The 22,310-nt window shown below is 46.0% G+C and carries 17 protein-coding genes and 3 pseudogenes; all 20 read right to left on the reverse strand.

All coding sequences use genetic code 11. From position 1 onward, the window contains the following. Window positions 1-116: 116 nt before the first annotated feature. Window positions 117-2,626 (reverse strand): annotated as a pseudogene (secA, locus tag L0M14_RS27240) (preprotein translocase subunit SecA). A gap of 308 nt (window positions 2,627-2,934) precedes the next feature. Next, entirely contained in the window at window positions 2,935-3,483 is a 549-nt protein-coding gene (gene hpf / locus L0M14_RS27245) for a ribosome hibernation-promoting factor, HPF/YfiA family (protein ID WP_235119527.1), read from the reverse strand. Window positions 3,484-3,652: 169 nt separating this feature from the next. Then, a complete protein-coding gene (locus L0M14_RS27250; RefSeq protein WP_235119528.1) occupies window positions 3,653-3,850 on the reverse strand; it encodes a cold shock domain-containing protein in 198 nt (65 codons plus the stop codon). A 387-nt stretch (window positions 3,851-4,237) separates the two neighbouring features. After that, complete coding sequence (locus L0M14_RS27255; protein ID WP_235119529.1) at window positions 4,238-4,573, reverse strand: flagellar protein FliT; 336 nt, start codon at window positions 4,571-4,573, stop codon at window positions 4,238-4,240. Further along, a pseudogene (gene fliS, locus L0M14_RS32110) lies at window positions 4,566-4,972 on the reverse strand (flagellar export chaperone FliS). The gene L0M14_RS27255 and the pseudogene fliS overlap by 8 nt, the downstream one beginning before the upstream one ends. 35 nt (window positions 4,973-5,007) lie before the next feature. After that, on the reverse strand, window positions 5,008-6,573 hold the full coding sequence (gene fliD, locus L0M14_RS27270) for a flagellar filament capping protein FliD (RefSeq protein WP_235119532.1): 1,566 nt from the start codon (window positions 6,571-6,573) through the stop codon (window positions 5,008-5,010). A 28-nt stretch (window positions 6,574-6,601) separates the two neighbouring features. Continuing rightward, entirely contained in the window at window positions 6,602-6,994 is a 393-nt protein-coding gene (locus L0M14_RS27275; protein ID WP_235119533.1) for a flagellar protein FlaG, read from the reverse strand. A 91-nt stretch (window positions 6,995-7,085) separates the two neighbouring features. Then, on the reverse strand, window positions 7,086-8,264 hold the full coding sequence (gene pseC, locus L0M14_RS27280) for a UDP-4-amino-4,6-dideoxy-N-acetyl-beta-L-altrosamine transaminase (protein ID WP_235119534.1): 1,179 nt from the start codon (window positions 8,262-8,264) through the stop codon (window positions 7,086-7,088). 30 nt (window positions 8,265-8,294) lie between these two features. Next, window positions 8,295-9,254 (reverse strand): dTDP-glucose 4,6-dehydratase, encoded by a 960-nt coding sequence (locus L0M14_RS27285; RefSeq protein WP_235119535.1) that lies wholly within the window; start codon window positions 9,252-9,254, stop codon window positions 8,295-8,297. Further along, a pseudogene (pseI, locus tag L0M14_RS27290) lies at window positions 9,239-10,284 on the reverse strand (pseudaminic acid synthase). The gene L0M14_RS27285 and the pseudogene pseI overlap by 16 nt, the downstream one beginning before the upstream one ends. A 5-nt stretch (window positions 10,285-10,289) precedes the next feature. Then, window positions 10,290-10,973, reverse strand: a complete 684-nt coding sequence (locus tag L0M14_RS27295; protein ID WP_235119536.1) for an HAD family hydrolase — start codon at window positions 10,971-10,973, stop codon at window positions 10,290-10,292. Next, complete coding sequence (locus L0M14_RS31705; protein WP_311198790.1) at window positions 10,970-12,877, reverse strand: NAD-dependent epimerase/dehydratase family protein; 1,908 nt, start codon at window positions 12,875-12,877, stop codon at window positions 10,970-10,972. The genes L0M14_RS27295 and L0M14_RS31705 overlap by 4 nt, the downstream gene beginning before the upstream one ends. Continuing rightward, the gene (locus tag L0M14_RS27310; protein ID WP_235119537.1) at window positions 12,870-13,439 is read right to left on the reverse strand and encodes a GNAT family N-acetyltransferase; all 570 of its coding nucleotides are present in this window, start codon (window positions 13,437-13,439) and stop codon (window positions 12,870-12,872) included. The genes L0M14_RS31705 and L0M14_RS27310 overlap by 8 nt, the downstream gene beginning before the upstream one ends. 52 nt (window positions 13,440-13,491) lie before the next feature. Further along, complete coding sequence (locus L0M14_RS27315) at window positions 13,492-14,217, reverse strand: glycosyltransferase family protein (RefSeq protein ID WP_235119538.1); 726 nt, start codon at window positions 14,215-14,217, stop codon at window positions 13,492-13,494. 5 nt (window positions 14,218-14,222) lie between these two features. Continuing rightward, window positions 14,223-15,395, reverse strand: a complete 1,173-nt coding sequence (gene glf, locus L0M14_RS27320; protein WP_235119539.1) for a UDP-galactopyranose mutase — start codon at window positions 15,393-15,395, stop codon at window positions 14,223-14,225. Window positions 15,396-15,411: 16 nt separating this feature from the next. After that, entirely contained in the window at window positions 15,412-15,912 is a 501-nt protein-coding gene (locus L0M14_RS27325; RefSeq protein WP_235119540.1) for a hypothetical protein, read from the reverse strand. A gap of 18 nt (window positions 15,913-15,930) precedes the next feature. After that, window positions 15,931-16,827 carry a glycosyltransferase family 2 protein gene (locus L0M14_RS27330; protein WP_235119541.1) on the reverse strand — a complete coding sequence of 299 codons (897 nt, stop codon included), beginning with the start codon at window positions 16,825-16,827 and terminating at the stop codon, window positions 15,931-15,933. Between the two features lie 22 nt (window positions 16,828-16,849). Beyond that, window positions 16,850-18,202: a glycosyltransferase family 2 protein gene (locus tag L0M14_RS27335; protein ID WP_235119542.1), complete on the reverse strand. Its 1,353-nt coding sequence runs from the start codon at window positions 18,200-18,202 to the stop codon at window positions 16,850-16,852. A 20-nt stretch (window positions 18,203-18,222) separates the two neighbouring features. Beyond that, complete coding sequence (locus tag L0M14_RS27340; RefSeq protein WP_235119543.1) at window positions 18,223-20,658, reverse strand: HAD-IA family hydrolase; 2,436 nt, start codon at window positions 20,656-20,658, stop codon at window positions 18,223-18,225. After that, window positions 20,655-22,310, reverse strand: a complete 1,656-nt coding sequence (locus tag L0M14_RS27345; RefSeq protein ID WP_235119544.1) for a glycosyltransferase — start codon at window positions 22,308-22,310, stop codon at window positions 20,655-20,657. Before L0M14_RS27345 ends, L0M14_RS27340 begins: the two co-directional genes overlap by 4 nt.

Consider the following 22,310-nt stretch of genomic DNA (forward strand, 5'->3'; position numbering starts at 1 on the left):
ACCTAGTAAGTCAGGTATGGAGTATGCTGAGCATACGTCATCGTTCAATCGTTGCCGCACCTTCACGCGGCTAGTGACCCAAGCTAAATAGATGGGTCCCCAGTCGATGAAGCCTATTAGCTGCCTTGGCCGTGGCACTGTTTGAACTTCTTACCGCTGCCGCATGGACATGGATCGTTACGCCCGATACGGTCGTCTTTGACTAGCGGCTTTTTACCTGTCGCTTCATTTTTGGGATCGACCGCTTGACCTTCCGCAACCGCTTGACGCTCCAGATTGCTTTGGACATGGGCCTTCATGATGTACTTCGCAACTTCTTCCTGGATGGCCTCGACCATTTCCTGGAACATTTCAAAGCCCTCGAATTGATACTCACGAAGCGGATCAGTTCCGCCGTAGGCTCGGAGATGAATACCTTGACGCAATTGATCCATCGCATCAATATGATCCATCCACTTGCTGTCGACTGCACGCAGTGCAACGACTTTCTCGAATTCACGCATGAATTCGGCGCCGATTTCTTCCTCGCGCTCATCATAGCGGGCTTTCACAAGTCCTTGCAGATTTTCGATGATCTCTTCCTGCTCCTTGCCCCAGATGTCTTGATCGGACACTTGGCCTTCCGTCAGCAGGTTGGCATTCATAAAGTTCGCAACTTCATGAATTTCCCATTCTTCCGGAATCTGTTCCTCCGGACAATGTACTTTCACTATTCGCTCGATCACTCCGTCAATCATGCTCTCTACAACTTCACGGATGTTCTCGGACTCCAGCAGTTCTCTACGCTGTTTGTAAATAATCTCACGCTGCTGATTCATCACATCGTCATATTGCAGGACGACTTTACGCACATCGAAGTTGTTGCCCTCAACGCGTTTCTGGGCCGACTCCACAGCACGCGAAATCAGCTTGCTTTCGATTGGCTGGTCTTCTTCCATACCAAGGCGGTCCATCATCGCCATAATATTTTCAGCGCCAAAACGCTTCATCAACTCATCCTCGAGGGACAGATAGAATTGGGACGAGCCCGGGTCGCCTTGACGGCCCGCACGACCGCGCAGCTGATTATCGATCCGGCGGCTCTCATGACGTTCTGTACCTATGATATGCAGTCCACCCGAATCATGTACACCTTCGCCCAGCATAATATCCGTACCACGGCCCGCCATATTGGTTGCGATCGTAACCGCGCCAGGCTGACCTGCTCGAGATACGATTTCCGCTTCCTCCGCATGGTATTTGGCATTCAAGACCTTATGCGGAACGCCTTTCTTCTTCAGCATTTCAGATAGATGCTCGGAATTCTCAATCGATACGGTACCGACGAGAACAGGCTGATTCTTTTTATGACGTTCGGCGATTTCTTCTACAACCGCTTTGAACTTGCCCTGCTCGGATTTATATACGATGTCCGGCATATCCTTCCGAATCATCGGACGGTTCGTTGGAACGACGATAACTTCCAGACCGTAGATTTTTTTCAACTCTTCTTCTTCCGTCTTGGCCGTCCCTGTCATACCCGACAGCTTGCGGTACATCCGGAAGTAGTTCTGGAACGTAATCGTTGCCAGCGTCATGCTCTCATTCTGCACTTGCAATTGCTCTTTGGCTTCGATCGCTTGATGCAGACCGTCACTGTAGCGGCGACCTGTCATAATCCGGCCTGTGAATTCGTCCACGATCATGACTTCATCTTCTTGCACGACGTAATCGACATCGCGCTTCATAATAAAGCGAGCCTTCAAAGCTTGGGTCACGTGATGGTTGATGTTCACATTTTGATGATCGAACAGGTTCTCGATCCCGAATGCGCGCTCAGCCTTAGCCACGCCCTCTTCCGTTAATGCTACGGAACGGACCTTGATATCGATCGTATAATCTTCTTCTGCTTGCAGCTTGGCGACAAACCGGTCAGCCGCGTAATAGAGATCCGTCGACTTCGCAGCTTGTCCGGAGATAATGAGCGGCGTTCTCGCCTCATCGACCAAGATGGAATCCACCTCGTCAATCACCGCATAATACAAGGGACGCTGCACCATTTGCTCTTTGTACAGCACCATGTTATCACGCAGGTAGTCGAATCCATACTCATTGTTCGTACCGTACGTAATATCGCAATTGTAAGCAGCCTGCTTCTCTTCATGCGACAAATCGTGCAGGTTCACCCCAACTGTCAGGCCAAGAAATGTATAGATTTGACCCATCTCAGCACTATCCCGCTGCGCCAAGTAGTCATTGACTGTCACTACGTGTACACCCCTGCCCAGAAGCGCATTCAGATAAACCGGCAGCGTTCCTACAAGCGTTTTACCTTCACCAGTTCTCATTTCCGCAATGCGGCCTTCGTGAAGCACCATGCCCCCGATTAACTGTACATCATAATGGCGTTTGCCCAGCACACGCTTAGCAGCTTCCGGGTTACTGCAAAAGCTTCCGGCAGCAAATCGTCGATCTCTTCACCTTGCTCCAGTCGGTTTCTGAACTCTACGGTCTTCCCCCGGAGCTCCTCATCGGAGAGAGGTGTAATGGATGCTTCCAGCTCGTTGATCTGCTCAACGGCCTTGAGATACCGTTTAATTTCCCGTTCATTGGAATCACCAAAAATTTTCTTTACAAGTCCTAGCATCGGTGAACCCCTTTCCCTTGCATTCGTATCCTTAAATTGTATCAGTTTGGCGGTCGAGCCGCAACAAACGTGCGATACTTTTGGCTATGCTTGCCAATTGCCGCATGTATAAGCAAACTTATAGAGCTCGCCTTATTGTCAAACTTCGTCATCTTAGTATGAAATCCAAAGCCCAAATGCATGCATGCAAGAGGGAACATGTCCGAGCAGTTGAAGCCCTCCGGGGCTAGCATATAAATAAAAAAGCCTGATTCGACCGAAATCGAACCAAGCTTCTCGTTATAAAATCAATGTATGAGTTCTTAATCTTATTGCGCCGGCTCAATCAAGCCATATTTCCCGTCATTCCGTTTATACACGACGTTCACCTTGGCTGTGTCCATGTTGGAGAATACAAAGAAGCTGTGTCCCACCATGTTCATCTGAAGAATCGCTTCTTCTACATCCATCGGTTTTAGTGCAAAACGCTTGTTACGAACGAGTTCAAATTCATCTTCCTCATCCACATAGGTGGTCGGAGCCGTTTCAATTTTAAATAGATCGCGCTTGCCGCCTTCTTGCCTGATCTTGCGGTTCGCTTTCGTCTTGTGCTTGCGGATTTGGCGTTCGAGCTTGTCTACAACCAAATCGATCGATGCGTACATATCGTTGTTCCGCTCTTCGGCCCGCAGCAGCACACCGGCTAGTGGAATCGTCACCTCAACCGCCTGATAGCCTTTCAGTACGCTTAAAGTTACATAAACATCGGATGTAAGGGGAGCTTCAAAATACCTCTCTAGTCTTCTCAGCTTCTTCTCGACATAGTCCCTAAGGGCTTCGGTTACTTCAAGGTGTTCTCCGCGAATTGTAAAATTCATAGTGCATCTCTCCCTTCTACTACATTATACTACATTCCACCTCATCTTTAAAATTCCTTCATATTCCGATCCTAGATTTTCTTGTAAAACGTAAAAAAGCACCTAAGATCTTATCGATCCAGGTGCTGTCGGTTCCATTGTATTCAAGCGGCTTCTCAGCCGGATGTTCTTATAGTTTAGTTACGTTAGCAGCTTGTGGGCCGCGCGCGCCTTCTACGATGTCAAATTCAACGGATTGACCTTCTTCAAGAGTTTTGAAACCATCAGTTTGAATTGCGGAGAAATGAACGAATACATCTCCACCATCTTCGCGCTCGATGAAGCCATAGCCTTTTTCTGCGTTAAACCATTTTACTTTACCTTGCATTGGAACACATTCCCTTCACCAATAAAATGTAAGCCCTTACTTTTTGACTATAACACTCATCTGCTTGGCCTGTCAATTTTTTCTTTTTAAATTTTTAGAAAATTCACGTATTCACATTTGAAATTTATCGAAAAATGTCGTGAAAGCTTGTTTTCATTAGTTACCCACAAAATTGTCCACATTATCCACAGGTATAAAAATACGTTGTCCACAACTTTTGGGCGCAAAATGTGGAGTTTGTACACATCCGTTTCGGCTCCGAAACAGGCTGTCCACATGCAATTTGGTATAACGGGGGTAACTTTGGCGAAATCTGAGGTAAGGTGTGCAAAAGTCCGGAAACGCGAAAAACCCTCTGTGGATACAGAGGGCGTCTGAACTGTACATTCACTTTTTTTTGTCGAAGAAGAAGCTATCTGCCGAATAAGGGTTCACATACTTGGCCGTCACTTTACGATGCTGAACTGTTTGATTCAGCTGCTTTTTTACTTGGTTCTGCAACAGTACAAGCCTGTTCTCGATCAATTTATCCATAGCCACAATTTTATCAATCGTTTTTCTATTCTCCTCATCGAGACTAAGTTCAGTTGATTCGGCTCTTATACGGTCGATGGCCATCTCCCGCTCTTCGATAAACTGAACAATTTCCTCTGCAGTGGCCTCATGAAGCCTATCCACAGATTCTTTAGTCATTACGTAAAGACGTTCGATCAAGCTATGCATGTTGAGTCCCAGTGGCTGTTGTCGAAGGATTCATTGCAATTTTTGCCGCCTCAACCCAAGCTTCTCTAAGCTCTGTTAAGAGCCCCATAACCTCTTGGATAGGCTCAATAATTTTTTTACTGTTCGCTTCTTTCAAACGAAATATAAAATAATCATATAAGCTCATTAAATTGTCCGAAAGGGGCACACTTCTATCTAGTGTAATGACAAACTCCATGATAATATCATGGACTTTCATAATGCTTGTATGCGCATCCTGTGGCTTTTTTTCTGAATAGCATCAATCGCCTGCTTACAAGAGCGAATAGCACCATCATATAACATGATCAGCAATTGTGAAGGCGTAGCGGTGCGAATTGTATTTTCCAAATACTTATTCTGCTGCTGAGCTGAAATCATAAGATTGTCCTTCTTTCTCTAACGTTTTGGGAAAACTATTTCAAAGAAGTAAGGGCAGACGACTGAGACTGCAGCGTACTAAGTGCAGATTCCATTCGGGAATATTTCAAATATAACCTGTCCTCGTAGTCATTCATTTTATCTTCCTGATCATCGATTTGCGTCTCTAGGTTGCTTAATTGTTTCCCCAGCGTACTGTCGCTCTTTAAAGTCGAAGCGGAGAATGCTGATGTACCTGCACGAGTTGACAGATCTTTCATCGTGTTGTACAAATCATCGTACATTCTGGTCGCAAATCCGTTATCCGTCACGTTCGTGGAGGTAGAGCTTGCCTTCTGACTGAAAATATCTGCGACAGAGTCCGGATTGGCCTCAATAGCCGCCTTCAGTTTATCCTCATCTACGTAGAGCTTACCCTTCTCCGTATAATCCCCGGCCGTAATACCGATAGAGGCCAATGTATTATATTTACTGCCCGTTCCGACAATTGAACTCGCGGCGTTTCTCATCTTGTTGACCGCACTTGTCAAGATCGAGTCATTGCGGAGCAAGCCACTCATCGCCTTCTCATTCCACTGGTTGATTTGCGTTTCGTTCATCGCTTCTTGCTGATCCGATGTCAGTGGCTTGTAATCACGATAACGAGTTTCATCTACTTTGTCTTCTAAAGTTTTTAACACATCATTATACTGCGTAACGAAATCTTTGATCGCGCTCACGATACTATCCGAATCCGGAGTAACCGTGATCGTCGAAGCTTGATAATACTGTGGATCCGTTGAACCTGCTTGAGTGGAATCCGTAAGTTCACTCACTTTATTGAGCGTGACGTTTATCCCATTTTCGGTAAATGTGTTGCTTGTTCTGGTAGTTTTAATACCATTAATCTCCACTATAGCATTTTGGCCTTTTGAATATTGTGTGTTCGTTGCTGTGTCGGTACTAGTATCAGTCTGAAGAATATTTTTGAAAAAGTCCTTGGAATCGTTGGTTATTTCAACCTTCGATGTATCCCCTGCATCTTTAGAAGTGAACGACATATTTCCTGTTCCGGAGTCGTAATACGCCGTTACATTAGTTTGCTTGTTAATTCTGCTTATCACATCAGAGAGTGAATCTTTTGCCGTGTCGACCGTAATGGAAGTCCCGTTCACGCTAAACGTGTAGGTGCTTTGCATGCTAGATCCGCCCTGCAGTTTAGCTTGTTGACTAGTAAGCGTTGATTTAGTGTCGAGTGTACTCCCTGACTTCACAATGGAGTTGCTGCTCTTCAATGCGGCCCCCGTGGCTAATTGCATTGCCTTTATTGTCATACTTCCTGTAGCGGCTCCTCCGTTCGTTGTAACCTTTACCGCATCAGTATCACCTGTGACCTCGGCTTTGCGAGCACGAAGCACAGTGTCCGTTTTAAACGTAGTGAGCTTATTGTTCCTGAAATCCAGGATTTTCGCATTCATTTCCTTGTAAGCATCGCGCTGCCAAGTCACGGTCTGCTTCGTTTGATTCAACGTATCCAGCTTAGTTTGCAGCGGCTGCATTTCTGATTTAACTAACGAATCCGTATCTAATCCGGATACAGCTCCTGTAATTCGAGTTGTCATTTCTTCACTCCTCTCTCCTTAAAATCATCTATCTACGTTCATCGATAATGATCCCGGCATTTTTCATTAATTTAGCGATCATATCGAGCGTCTTTTCGGAAGGGATTTCTCGAATAACTTCACCTGTTTCTTTATTCATGACCTTCACCATAATTTCTTTTGTTTCCTTGTGGACAGACATTTCAAGTGATACCGATGCACCTTGAATTGCTTTAATTGCACGATCTAATTCTTTCTTTTTTTGCTCATCACTAAGTGCCGAATCGCCTGCATTATTTGCGCTTATCTTGACCTGAGCATCTCCGGAAACGCCGTTAGTATTGGCAACATCGTAATCCGCCGAAGAGTTGTTGTCTGCTTGAAAAGCAACCCGCTCCACCCCTGTATTCCATGAGCTGCCTGTTATCTTACTTGTGTTCACGGTAACCCCTCCATCACCTTCTGTTCATATATATCTATATCGGCTAAGAGGGGCTTAATTTTTATAAATATTTTCGACATTTCACAAAATATTATTTTCGGTAACGACGGATTACCTTCTTTACTGCATCTATTACATCCTGGAAATCCTTCGCCGACATTCTCGGAAATATCGGCAAGGTCAATACCTCTCCGTACCACTTCTCCGCCCGTGGACAGAGGCCTGTCGTGTACCCAAGCTGCTGATAATAGGGATGCAGATAAACAGGTATATAATGTACGTGTACACCAATGTTCTCGGCTCTTAGCGCCTCAAACAATTGCCGGCGTGTTGCCGTAAGAAGCTCTATGTTGAATCGCAGCATGTACAAGTGCCAAGATGACTGCGTATTAGGTAATTGATAGGGTGTATCGACTTCCTCCATATCCTTGAATCCAGCATCATAAGCCTCAGCTATCGACCTTCTTTTTTCCAGAAACATAGGAAGCTTCTCGAGTTGTGAAATTCCGAGTGCCGCTTGCAGGTCGGTTATGCGATAGTTGTACCCCAGTTCCTGCATCTCATAATACCAAGGTCCCTCATCTTTAAGCATGTTTTCTCTGGTAATCCCGTGGGAACGAAAAAGACGCAACTTGTCCGCGTACTTCTCAGAATCTGTTACAATGATGCCGCCTTCACCCGTTGTAATATGCTTCACCGGATGGAAGCTAAACATCGTCATATCTGCAAGCGTACCGACATTACGCCCTTTATAGAGGGCCCCTAGCGAGTGTGCTGCGTCTTGAATGATCGTGAGCCCATGTGCCTTTGCTAAACCATAAATTTCATCCATATCTACGGGTTGACCTGTGAAATCCACGGGGATAATTGCCTTAGTACGGGGTGTAATGTGAGTGTGAATCTGTCCAGGGTCAATATTGTAAGTCTCAGGATTAATATCCGCGAAAATCGGTTTACCGCCCATGTAGAGTACGCAATTTGCACTTGCAGCAAATGTAATCGGTGTGGTAATAACCTCATCTCCGGGTCCAATACCAGCTGCGAAGCAAGCACCATGCAAGGCTGCTGTTCCGTTGCAAAAGGCAACGGCATATTTCGCTCCGACAAACTCAGCAACAGCCTGCTCGAACTTGGCAATAAGGGGGCCTTGTGTAATCAAGGGCCCCCTTAACGTTTCTACAACTAACGCTATATCTTCTTCATCAATCCACTGCATGCCGTAAGGCAAGAATTCATCACGAACAGGTCGTCCGCCTTCAATTGCTAACATGGCTCTATCTTGCCTCCTTAGTTATGAGTATTAATGCTTCATCCACGCTTCTGTTCTAACAATGCCTTCTTCAAGTGTAACCAAAGGCTCCCAGCCCAACAGCTGCTTCGCTTTATTAAAGTTGCAAAGAAGCTTTTGAATTTCGCTTTGGGGATGAATATGCTTCACATGGTGGATTTTGGACTCGTCTCCAACAATTAGCTTAGCCAGATCGTTAATTGTTATATCCCTACCTAACCCTGCATTCACAATCTGTCCATCTACTTCAGTAGCATACCCGGCCATAACTACGAATCTAGCGCAATCCTCTACGAAAAGTAAATCGCGTGTTTGTGTACCTTCACCGTAGATATGAACTTCTTTGCCAGCTAATTTCTGTTTGATGAAGATTGCTACGACTCCACCTTCGCCGCCGGATTTTTGGAAAGGACCGTAAGTATTAAACGGACGTATGACGACAGCAGGCAAACCATATGCATAATAGTAGGACAAGACCATATTTTCTGCAGCAATTTTAGACCCTGCGTAAGGCGATGCCGGTTTAATGGGGTGAAGCTCGCTAATACCCGTCTCATCCGTACACTGATCATAGACCATACAAGTACTCATAAAAACAATCTTCGTCTGATGCTTGCGGCACTGCTCCAATACATAAAACGTACCTAGCGTATCATTATTGAACGTGGTCCGCGGGTCATCGATGGAATCCTGAACGTTGATGGAAGCTCCCAAGTGATAGCAAATATCAAAGGAAACTTCAGCAAACAAAGATTCCAACAGGGCTTCTTCTTTGATATCCCCCTGAATAAACTTTATAAAATTGGCATGTGTCTTAAACTCTTCCAGGTTCTCCTCGACGCCGTTCGATAAATCATCCAACACCCATACCTGCTGGCCGTCCTCTAGCAACCTCTTTACCACCCATCGACCGATAAAACCCGCTCCGCCTGTAACGAGAACCCTCTGATCTGAAGTTATATGTGATCCCATGATAATGGAGTTCCTTTCTTAATAGCTGTTTTTGCCTGCTTGCCTATAATAATGTCATAATATTTCGGTGCCAAACCATGACCCGGCCGAATTGCCCTTACATTCTTAGCTGTAAATACATCCCCCGGCTGCATATCCTCCGCAACATACAGAGAACGTCGATGTTTCATAGATGCTTGTTCCTTGACAAGCGGACCATAGCTAATTTGCCCCAGCGCTTGCCAAGCACGCTCTGTCTCTATGACCAGCGCCTTCATTTCCTCTGGCTCCATGGAGAATACGGAATCAACGCCTCCATCTGCACGATCGAGAGTGAAATGCTTTTCAATTACTGTAGCCCCTAAGGCTACACTGGCAACAGATACGCCAATTCCAAATGTGTGATCCGACAGACCGACTTCACATTGAAATAATTCTCTCATGTGCGGCAATGTCAGTATGTGTGAATCAAGCGGAGACGATGGATACGAGCTTGTGCACTTTAGCAGTACCAAATCCGAACATCCCGCTTCACGGGCAGCGCGTACTAATTCATCAAGCTCTGCAATTGTTGCCATCCCTGTAGATACGATTAGCGGCTTCCCCGTAGCGGCAGCCTTACGAATAAGGGGAAGATCCCCATTTTCAAAAGAAGCGATTTTATAGCACGGCACGTCTAGGGACTCAAGAAAATCTACAGCCGTTTCGTCAAACGGTGTACTAAAGGCTAGCATACCAAGCTCCTTGCAGCGATCAAAAATAGGCTTGTGCCATTCCCATGGGGTATAAGCCAGCTTGTACAAATTATATAAAGAGTTGCCTTCCCACAGATTGTTAGGGTCGTCAATAAAAATTCCCCTTTATTAATATCCAGCGTCATTGTATCTGCCGTATACGTCTGCAGCTTAATGGCATGGGCCCCTGCCTCGGCCGCGGCTTCAACAATCTGCAACGCACGCTCTAATGACTGATTATGATTGCCTGACATCTCAGCGATAATAAAAGGTCGATGATTGCGGCCGACCCATTGGGTGCCAATTTGAAATTCCATATGTTTCACTCCTTATGTAAAAATCTGATGACGTAGCTCCCACAGCTCATCCAGACTATCGATGACACATTCCGCTTCGTATTCCTGCGGCTTCTGCAAATCGCGAAAGGCCCCCTACGAATTCTAACCGTGTGAAAACCTAAGGGCTTGATTCCCACGAAGTCCTTATTTGGGTTATCTCCAACGTATGCAATATCAGAAGGACCGATGCCCTCTAGCCGGCTTATCTGATGAAAACAGTACGGTGAAGGCTTCTCATTATGTAACCCGAATCTTCTGGAGATAAAACATTTTTTTATGGCAGGATGGCTCATTAGTCCAAGGGACTCTAGTTTTCTTTGTTGAACCAGTTTGTTTCCATCGGTGACGATGTACATGGGATATTCTTTAAAGGCTTCAAGACAGCGAACAGCGTCCTCATGAAGAGTAAGATTCGGCTTATGTCCACGATAAACTGATAAGCACTGCTGGACATTTTTCTTAGAATAATGCCCGATTTGGCGAAGGACGTTGTCAAACACTTGTCCACGGCCTTTTTCACTCAGTACCTGCATCATATATACTAAGCTCTGCTCTGGATCAATGCCATACTCCTGATGCAGCCAATTGCCGACAGCCTGGAAACCGCTCCGCACATAGCTTGACTCATCGTACAAAGTGTCGTCCAAATCGAATACCAGTACACTCATAAAATGAGATCGCCTGCGTAGCGAATTTGTTTCTTCTCTTCCGCTGATCTTAAAAACGGGTAAGATGCAAGGCTATTTCCTTCAGACTCCAGCAGAAACCAGTAGAAGGTATCCAATCCTGCAGCAATGCTTAGTGTTGAAGCACCGCCAAACCGAGTGTTGCATTCAATAATGTGAAACTGGCCGGTGGCATCTATGATGACTTGCATGACGACATGTCCGTATAGACCGAGCTCTTGGGCCAGCTTGGAACAAAGCTGTTCAAGAGCTACGTTGCGGATTGTGGTGGTGATTTGTGATTCGCCTGACACGATCAAGTCTCTGGTTCTTACAATGACTCCTTTAGCGTGACATTCACGGGTCACATATAGATCAACCGATACTTCAGTACCCGGTATATACGGCTGAAAAACTGGCTCATTGAGCATTTTCGCATGCAAGACCGCTTCTTCTTTCCCCAAGTTCAAGCCTATGGATTGGGAACCCGCTCCGTAACGCTCCTTAACCACCAGGCACTCAGCCCCAATGTCTCCATTGGATAACGCTGTTGGAATGACTGGGTAACCCAAAGCTTGGAGCTTCTCATAGAAGGCCAGTTTATCCAAACATAACTCTACCGCTTCTGCATTTGATACCATCACGGAAATTCCATGAGCCTGCAGAGCAGCCTTGTGCGATGCAAAGTAACCAAGCTCGCCATCGCGGGTTGGGATAATACATACAATACCTTGATTAGAGCAATAAGTAATCAATTCCTCGATAGAAAGCTTGCTTAGTCTTGGCATGAGCCAAAAATCATCAACGAAGTGCTGACCTAAACAGTTAGGATCGACATCAGCACCGATGAGTCGCCGATCGCCGCCAAGCTTACTTATAGCCAACTTCACGGCACGGAGCAGCGGCACCTTTTTCGAAATGGAAGTTATGAGTATATTTCCAGCTGTGGATGCAGCAACATCTCTGCTTTCAACTGCAGCAGCTTTCTCGTATTCAATGATCTCTGGAATCGTATCCTCAATTTGTCGAGTTGGCGCCCACCCCACTCGAGAATGGAATAACTCCATATTCGCCTGAGAACCTTCGTAAGGGATATCCAGATCCCCCTCAATGACCACCAACGAGGGGAAATGCCGCCTCAATACATCCACCACTTCCGATACGCGGCGCGCACGACCATTGCCTAAATTAACTATACCTGTGACCGGCTTCTCAGCAAGCTTAAGCAACCCTTCCGCTACTTCATCGGCAAATATATAATCGAACAAACCCTCTTTTTTATAAACCGTGATGGGTTCACCCTTCAGCAGCATACGAACCCACCTAGAAATAATGTCCCTCGAGCCTTTGCCATAGCTTCTGAAAATTCGGGCGCAGACTGTCTGCATATCGTGCTCACGGAAATGACCCAAGAACTCCAGCTCGACTTCATGAAGCAGCTTGGCGGCGCCGCACATATTCCTTGGACGGATAGGTGCAGACTCTTCGAGCATTGCCGGCTGCTCCGCAGGTGACGGGAAGCTATACAGATGCGGATCATAGATGAGATAGCTGGAGGCGAAGACAACCTTTTTCACGGATGCGCAAGATTTCATTAACGTCATCAAATGGTGGCTAAGTTTAACATTGTGGTCATAATTCTCATCCCAAAAGCCATACGTTTCCGTCGAACGCTCAAAAGTTGCCGCTAAATGGAAAAACAGCTCTGGCGAAAAATCGTCGAGCTCCTCCCGAGATATATAATTCAAATCCCCCTGACGGTAGCGAATAGCAGGGCTCCAGCTAGCGGGTCTCGGCTGAAGATCACCTACAAACAGCTCACAGCCTGCTTCCAGCAATTTAGATACCAGCGCTCGCCCGATGACGCCAGCTCCACCGCTAATAAACACTTTTTTCCCTTTAAGCATGCCAACTCTCCTTTAAACAACCATGAAGTAAAGAGTCCACCCAGTCCCCGTCAATCAGCACATGTTGTCTCATTCGTCCCTCAAACTGAAACCCGCTCTCCTCCAATATGCGAATATGATGAGGTCGTATATCATAGGTCTCTGTAAAAAGGCGGTTCCATCGCAGTTCATCAAAGGCAACCTTTTTCATGAGAGTCAAAAACGACTGGAAATCCTTCTTGTATATATCTGGATCCGAGATCCGTTTCGTATTCAGCAAAAAAGAAATTTCCGCCCGTTTTGATTCCCAATCGATATTCGTCAATCCGCCATATCCAATACAGTCATTTTGAAGCAAATAACTGAACAACACAATGGAGGGCTGTTCCACTTCAAAAGTCGGACTTACAGCGTTACGGTAATAGCGAAGCTGATCTTCGTTCGTCAGCAAGCGCTTTTGACGCAGCACTGTAATTTGCTCGTTTCTCCACTGCTTGATATGAAAGATGTCTTGCTCGCGAAGCGGCACTATCTGGTAGTCCCCGTATATGAATTCTTGGTTCGTTAAGCAACGGTATTTCATAGGTACCTCCTGAAAAAAAGCCCTTCGTGCACTGGTCAGCACTTGTGCAATCTTACAAAACGGGCTTCTGTTGAATATGAGCATTTAGCGCTATTACTTCGGGATGTTCCAGCAAGTACTCTACCACTCGTCTACTAGAAATAAGACGATCCCCAGTAAAGTGATCAGAAATTTTTTGAAGCATCGCATAGTCTTCAGGGGTATCCAATGTGATTCGAAGCTCCGGATGCCGCATGGAATCAGAGACTCGATAATGCGCTGTTTGAAATTGATCTGTATGCTCATAGGCATAGTACGTCACATGCTCCCTATGCCGAGGTTCTTGGCCATGTTTGTACATATATTCCAAAGCCTTAAAGGACACCATTTCACTCCATAATCCCCGTGGCAACTCACCTTCGAGCGTTATCAGATCAGATGGACCACTCGCCATTATTTTGATAAGCTCCGAGGCTATTTCATGATCGATGAACGGGCAATCGCTTGTCACTCTGATTACATAATCAGGGATGTACGTCTTGGCACATTCATAATACCTTGACAGAACATCGCCCTCCGAACCACGAAAGCATGTCGTTTGGGTAGCGGCGCACCATTCGGCGATGGCGTCGTCCTGCTCTAGCGTTGAGGTTGCCACTATAACATCATACAGTTGATCGATCTGCTTGCATCGGGATACAACATAATCGAGAACAACAGTTTCCCCTAATGGAAACAGTATTTTCCCAGGAAGCCGGGAGGATCCCATTCGGGCTTGTATGATCAGAATCGTTTTCATTGAATTCAATTCTCCTGTCGTCCAGCAATTCGGTCTTCGAACACTTTTAGCGCCTTGGCAATACACGCATCCATGTCATAATACTTGTATTCGGCTAATCGCCCTAACAAAATCAGCTGGCTCATTTGTTTCGCCTTTTGGACATACTGGCTGTAACGTTCCTGATTCTCACTCTTAGGAATCGGATAATAGGGCACGTCTTGTCCTGTTCTCTGACGATCATATGCTTGCGGATATTCGCGAACAATCGCCGTATATGGATGCTTTTGCCCAGTTAAATGTTTGAACTCCGTAATCCGAGTAAAATCGTATTCATTCGGGTAGTTCACAGTGCCGGTGTTCTGAAACTTCTCCTGCTGCAACGTCTCAAATTCGAAGCGCAGGGAGCGGTAAGGCAGTTCTCCATACTCGTAGTTAAAGAGTTCATCGATCTTGCCGGTGTAGATCAATTGCCCTTCAAATGCTCGACCCATAAAACGAATACTTTGCGTACCCGAATCAACTTCCAGCAATTCCTTATAATCTGTATTTAACATGATCTTAATGTTCGAATGCCGTAGCATACCCTCGAATACAGCCGTATAACCAAGCTTCGGCATACCCTGATAAGCATCCTGGAAGTACCTGTCGTCTTTCGATATAAATACAGGAACACGCCCCGTTACCATTGGATCCAGTTCTTCCGGTGTCATCCCCCATTGCTTCGTCGTATAGTGAAGGAAGACCTTTTCATAAATAAACTCAGCTAGCCATCGAAGATCCCGGTCTTCCGTTTCCCGCAGCTTCAGAATAGGCACTTTCACTCCATGTCCAAATTGTCGAACCAGCTTGTCTTCGAGTTCTTGAGCAAGCCCGCTTGGCAGCAAATCCTGTAATGCCTGTAGGTTGAACGGAATTGAAACCTGCTGGCCATCAATGCTCGCCAATACCCGATGATGATAGTAATGCCACTCCGCAAATTGTGATACGTAATCCCATATGTACTTCAATTTTGTATGAAAAATATGCGGTCCATATTGATGGATCATCAAACCTTCTTGGTTAAACCGGTCGAAAGCGTTTCCGCCGATATGATTGCGCTTTTCGATGATAAGCACTTTCTTATGTAACACGTTAGCGATCCGTTCAGCTATAACAGAACCGGAAAAACCTGCGCCTACAATGATATAGTCAAACATGAGTACAACCTCCGGTTCAAGTTTTCTTATCTATTTTCTTTAAAAATACAAGGAGCAAAAGCACCGTCGGAATCATCACGAGCAATGAAAACAACGCGGCAAGCAATTTGTACAATAAATTCAGTACACCCTCTAACAATACAGAGACAACCGAGAACTCCTTGATTTCCGAGATCATATTACAAAGGTATCGCTTCTTCGCCCTAATAGATAAAGAAAAAAGAAGTACGTTAAAAAAACCCGCGCCCGTTATATTGGCTACAGGTACGATCACTGCGTCAACACTCGGCAGATTGGCTGCTTTGAATTTTCGCCAATAACTAAAACTCGCTTTGTAAGGATAGACATAAATATGCTTAATGACTTTATACTTCTCAGCAAGCTGAACTCCGTGCTCATGAGTCAACATACTGAACTCATGCTCCGGAAAAAATGCTTCGAGTTCCGGCAGATTCTTGTCTAACTGTTGAAAGCTGGCGGAACGCACAATCAGTGCTGACTTTACATGTCTACTCAAATCAAGTGCTCCTCCTTCTTAACGATAAAAGGTAAAAAACACATCCAGAGGTACACGCAGATTCTCGACAATGTACGGCTGCACGGCTTTTCTCTTACCACTAAGCACATTAATCTTTCTGAATGCATCGAACATAGCCTTCAAATAAACATTCGTCCTCTGCTCAAATGTGGCATAGAAACACCGATACATCAGTTGCCCTGTTGTTGTCAGAGCTTCGCCTATCGGATAGTTTTTCCAAACGAGCCAAAAGGCATTCCTTGTGTAAAAATACGGCGCTCTCCACGAGGCTCGATTCTTTGGCGAATATTTATGATAGGCTACAATATCAGCATAGAATTCGATCTTATAGCCTGCGTCCCAGATGCGAAATGCGGAATCAAGTTCATTGTTATACAGAAAAAACTCCTCTGGATAATATCCCACTTGACGAAATAACTCCCTTCGGATACCGACCCCGGCACCGTTATAGGACATTACATACTTATCTGAATCAGCGCTTCTATTACTATCTTCGGTTTTTTCTTCCAAATTCTTAATATCATCATAATGAAAAAAGTTACGCACATCGAAAGCAACTACACCCAGTTTCGGATCTCTCTCAAACTTCTCTACCATTCGGGAAATAGCCCGTGACGCTGGGAAGGAGTCATCATCAATGATGACAAGATACTCGCCGAGGGCTTTCTCAAAGCCTACGTTATAGGCCTCGATCCCCACATTATGGGACATGCGAATAAGCTTGGCTTCTGGAAAATCAGCCTCAACCATTTCCTGTGTGCCGTCTGTGGAGCCGTTGTCTACGACAAGAAGCTCATAATCTCGGTATTCGATATCGCGTATGCGAGACAGGCTCTCCCGCACATCGTCTTTGCGGTTCCAGCAAAGCATGACGATGGATACTTTTGGGTTCATGGGTTCGCCTCCTGCTACATCATTAAGAACTCATGATAGTGTGCAATTCTTTGATTTTTATGTCCAAGACTGGCTTATAAATATTTAAATAAACGTTGAGCGCAGAATCAAAGCCTCGTAGGCTCTGCATATCCTGATCTGTATGTGCTGTATTGAAATAACCGTCCACATAGAGGTCAACGGAACGTTCTAATTGATTTCGGACTTCGACAATATGATCGCAGGCTTCACATATAAAGTAACCTGAAGCAGGTGCAGATTCAGTATAGATTCCACAATTAAACTGGCCTTTTAACAGCTCCGGTTCATGCTTTCCTGCTATCAATACAATTTGTGCTGAAGGATTCACTTGTACGATCCGGTCAAAGATATCTCTCAGGTGGTTCATGTGTGCGTTATCTTTGATAGCAATGCGGTGTTGCTCCTGAATGATCCGGTTAAATGTCTCCTCCAGCGGCTCACGCTGGACGACACGACCTTCCAAGGCTTTGCCGCTAATCCCTCCAATGGCGTCTTCAACAGCAAGTAGCACGGTTCGTGCGGTCTGCAGCTGACCTTTATAATTAGAAAAGTATACAGCCCGAAACATATCATCGAATAGCCTGTCCACAAAATAGGACCGGGAAGATTCATGCGTATACTTGACGAAGAAGCGAATCCGATTTCTCCAAAAATAGTACGTTGGAAAGGTGCTCGTTCTGTTGGCTGCGCCCATTTTATGCCACACCTTCGATTTGCCGTTCGCAACGACCCGATAACCGGCCAACTTCATGCGGTAGAACCACTCAATGTCATCCCAATAAATAAAACACTGCTCGTCCAACAGACCAACCTGGCGAATGACCTCGGAGCGGATGAGCACAGAGCATGCGGGTACATAGTCACATTCGACTATTTCCGGCAAAGTACCGTTGTCGACAGCTCCTTTATAGTGAGGATTAACATTGAACCGCTCCCAATCAATTGAGGCGCCCATCTCTTGAATTTCATACGGCCGATCCAGAACAAACAGCTTGGACCCTACAGCAGCTACATCCTCATGATCCTCCATATAGCTGACCAGTTCCTGCAGTGCGGCAGCGTCAACCATGACATCGTTATCCAGTAAATAAATATATGTATACGAGCCGGAAAGGGCCTGACGCAGCCCTGTATTAAACCCGCCGGAGCCCCCCAGATTGCGTTCATTAACAAGCAAGGTAACTTGATTCCCGAATTGTGCTCTTATCGCTTCGGCTGAACCATCCGAGGATGCATTATCGACAACCATAATGTCGATATCACGATAAGTCGATTTTTGAAGGGAGTCTAGACATCGCAGAACATATTCCTTTTTATTCCAGTTGCAGATAACAACAGCTACTCTTGCTGACATATCGGTTTCCCCCAATCTTCTCATATATTGACTGCAAAAATAAGCGGCGGCTCCTTGTCATTGGCTTGGTAACAGCGAATAATCTCATTGCGAATTTCTTTGTAAAACGCGATCGAGCCGATGGCAAAAACATGAATGTCACCTGCAACAGCCCGCTCAAGCGAAAACACTTCAACTTCCTGGATTCTTTGCCCCCACAAGGACAGCTTTTTATCGACAAAACCGGCAACTGCAAGCCCGTGCAGCTTGGCTAATTGCATCAGCGTCTGTCCTGCATCCCCAGCCCCATAAATCATGATAGTGCCTATCCCTTGACGAACGATTTCGACCACTAGATCGCTGAGATCCACCAGATAACTGTGGGACGAGGACACCTTCAGATGTTTCTGGAGAATATACAGCGGCGCAGACCTTGTTACCACGCCTTGTGGCCAGTAAACCTTGCTGTGCTTCCACCCATGACGGCTAAATTCTAAGAATCGTTCTACGCCCAACTGCTCTAGCAGTTGTTGATCCTGCACGTTGCAAATCGAGTTTAATGTCCGGCTCCCGAAGTTTTCATCATATTTCAAAGAGCCTAGCTGTTGAGCTTCTTCATACGTGGGCATCTCCATGACTCTCTGAATGATTTTACACATCTCCGCACCGTTAAGAAAATCTTCTTCATTAATAGCAGCACTGGAGGCCGACATCTTGAAATAAAGCTTTTGAAAAGCAACAATACCATCACGGCAGACCAGCTTCTGCTTATGCTCTTCTTCCGAAGACGAGCGCTCAGCAGTGACGGGAAGAGCGGTACCGTTCCCATTGTCCCGGTAACTGAGCGTCGAACCCTCCTCCCCTATCATCAGTAGTTCTTCCAGTACTTCAGGGCTTCGCGCAATTGTCCGAATCATCGCGAAATGCTCTCCAGCGTTCCCAGCATACCCTCGAATGTCCATGCCTTGAAACAGCAAATTTCTATTCAAGTCTCCGCCCATCGCCAATAGATGAGTTGTCCGATACCCTACGCCCGCCTGACTCAGTGCAGCATCCAAAGATTTCTGAATGGTACCGTAAATCCCCATATCAATGGTCACCATATCCTGAAAGGATCCTACCGTACCTTGAAGATAGGAAACCAATAGCGCCCTGGATTTATTAATAAATGCTTGAACCTTCTGTTTGGCAGGCTCCCTCGTTAGTATGTTTAACAAATGATGCTTTAACGTGCCGCCTTCCTGCAGTGTAATATCCTTCGTCTCATCCGCATTCAAGTGAAAGTATTCCCGGTAGGCTGCGAACTCATGGGCGTCGATCAATCCGAATGGCTCCAGCAGTTGTCCAACCGTCACGTGCCTTCTCTGAAACAGGAAGTCGAGCTCTTTTTCGTTAATTTCCTTGATGCCTGCAAAAAAAGTGGAGGCCCGTGAAACATATAGTGGAGCGATATGCAACGGAAACCCTTTGTGCTTGGAGCTATTCATCAGCAGTTCACTTAGTAGCGCACCTTCGCGCATTAAAGGGTATACGGCTTGATGCCCCTCCGTTACGCAAATTCGCAGAGTCCACTCGCACAACCCCGTTAAGAACGGTCCCAGGATGCTCGCGCCGAATTTAAACCAGAACTTATATGCCTCTTCACAGGAAGCATTTAGACATGAAGCGAGCTGCCGCATCGCTCTCAGGCGGGGCAGTAGGCTTTCGTGTCGCACTTCTTCCCACTTAATAGAGCTGTGGAACGAAACTGGGATCACGCCGTAATGAATCGCTAGAATTCCGGCCTGCTCAGCTCCTTGAACATCCGATACCCTATTGTCTCCGATATGGACGATCCGGCTTTTATCGGTTTGCGGATATTTCTTCAGCAGTTTCTCGAATAGCAGGCTCGAGGACTTATTCACACCATATTCGCTGGAAACGAAAATGTGGTCCACCATGTTAACAGGAAAACTATTCGCCGCTAGCAGTCCCCGAATCTGATCTTCGCTTAGATACATATCGGATACAAGGACAATCACTTTTTGCTTGCTGCTCAAATAATAAACCAGTGACTCAACACTGGGGTTAAGCATCGTAGCATTTTTCTCCACATCCAGTTCCAGTTCTAACAGTTTGTGAATTTGCCCTGTATGAGGGGGAAGGGACGCATAGATTTCTTCCAATGTAACCTCTATCGTACCCTGTCTTTGCCTTTTTACAATACGAGAATGCTGTTCGGCCAGAATACGCAATTGCTGAAATTCATACGCTGTTAGTCCCGCACGCAAATAACCGAGTTCTAACGCCTTCCGGCCAACCTCCAGAAACACCTCCTCTGGGTTGTTAAATCCGCGGAATACAATGGTGTCGAAGATATCGAAGCTTATGACCTCGAGCTGATTCCATCGGTCGGCCCATGGCGCCAAAAATTCATCCTCCAACCACAAGCCGTTATGTTCCTTTGGACTGCCTGCGTCCTGTTCTAAGGATGTCACAACACGCCGCCTCCTTCTCCAGCAAAGCTATAAAAACCAAGTATTGGAATTCTGAGATTCATTGATTTGAGCTGCTCCATGATCGACGATTCCCATTCCGAAATAATTATGACCACATCCAGCGCGTCCTGTTGTTCATACAAAAGTTCCGGGTTTACGACAGGAATCTCTTGACACAACGTCCCCCACTTGGCCTGATTATTATCGAGCAATAAGGGGATTGTTAACCCCTGCTGCCTCCAAAATTCCGCCGCCTGCCGACCCGCTAATCCCGAACCGAATATCCCTATTCGTTCATAATCGTGCCTGCGAAAAAAGCCCGCCGCTTCACTGACCTGTCTCGTAAAGAACATGCCGCGCATATAAGCCCTATCCGCAGGGTGTAAAATGTTGAAATGCCCCCTATGAAGGGGTCTTTTTCGGCGACGCTGGCGGCTCTTCTCCTCATACATCGCGTACATGCTACTGGTCATATCCTGCAAATAAGTTAGTGCAGGGATATGGTTACTCCAGGACTGAAGGATAGCCGGATTCTCAGTGATTAGAGTTAAGATCTTGGCAAGGGCTTCACTGTTTCCAGCTTCAAATAAAGCGCCATACTCCTCTTTTATAAATTCAGGAATACCTCCGATATTTGATCCGATGACTGGCGTACCACTCATGAGTGCTTCCTGCGTAACTAGCGTAGCCGTTTCCGGGCAAACGGATGGGACTACAAGCACATCCATCTCAGCCAAAATGTCCGATAGTTGGTTGCTTTGATAAGCTCCTTTTAAGTCGATATTCGTACGGCCGGCAATGAGCTTCATGAGTGTTTCCTTGTACATGCGATCAATTCCGCCGTATAGCAGCAAACGATGCGATTCCGGATGCGGCAGTTGCTGAAAAGCATCAATCAGCACATGTGCTCCCTTATGCGTGGAAAGTTGCCCTAAGTATCCGAACGTGATCGTCGTTGGATCTTTTTTACGAGGCTTTGGCACAGGTGTGAAGGACCGAACTCCAGGGTATACTGTACGGATTTTCGCCTCCGGTATACCTTCGGCGATCAGTTTGTCCCGAACCGAATCGGACACGGTAATGATTTGATCGGTTTTTTCGATCATGATGGATTTAATGAACCGATAGCGCTCTAAATATTTTTGCTGTTCTGCACCAGCACAGGCTTGCTCGGTACCGTGCAGGCATGGAAAACAGCTAGCCCCCTGATTCGGTCCTTCGCAATAACTCAAATCGTGCTTCAATAAAAAGAAACGCGGACAAATGCTCCAATAATCGTGCAGCGTCCAGAATGTCGCCATCCCTTTTTGCTTCGCTAAGCCGATCAAAGAAGCTCCCAGACCCGCTACATGCTGAAAATGTACGATATCCGGATCAATCTCATCCAAAAGTGTTACAAACTCTGCCTCCACCTGGGTTTGAATGCAGTCCTCGGACGCATCGTACAGCAAACTAGCCGATGCAGGCAGCTTCATTTCGTGATAAAAGACCGAAGTATGTCCAAACGTTTCTGGCCCGGCAGCATCCCAGTACTCCGCAAAAATATGATGAATTTCAATGTGATCGAATTGTTCAACTAACGATGAAGTGAGCGTATTCACATATTGCTGAACGCCTCCGCCCATTCGGGGAAATACGTAGGCTATTTTCAT

It is taken from the genome of Paenibacillus hexagrammi, assembly GCF_021513275.1.
Lineage (GTDB): Bacteria > Bacillota > Bacilli > Paenibacillales > NBRC-103111 > Paenibacillus_E > Paenibacillus_E hexagrammi.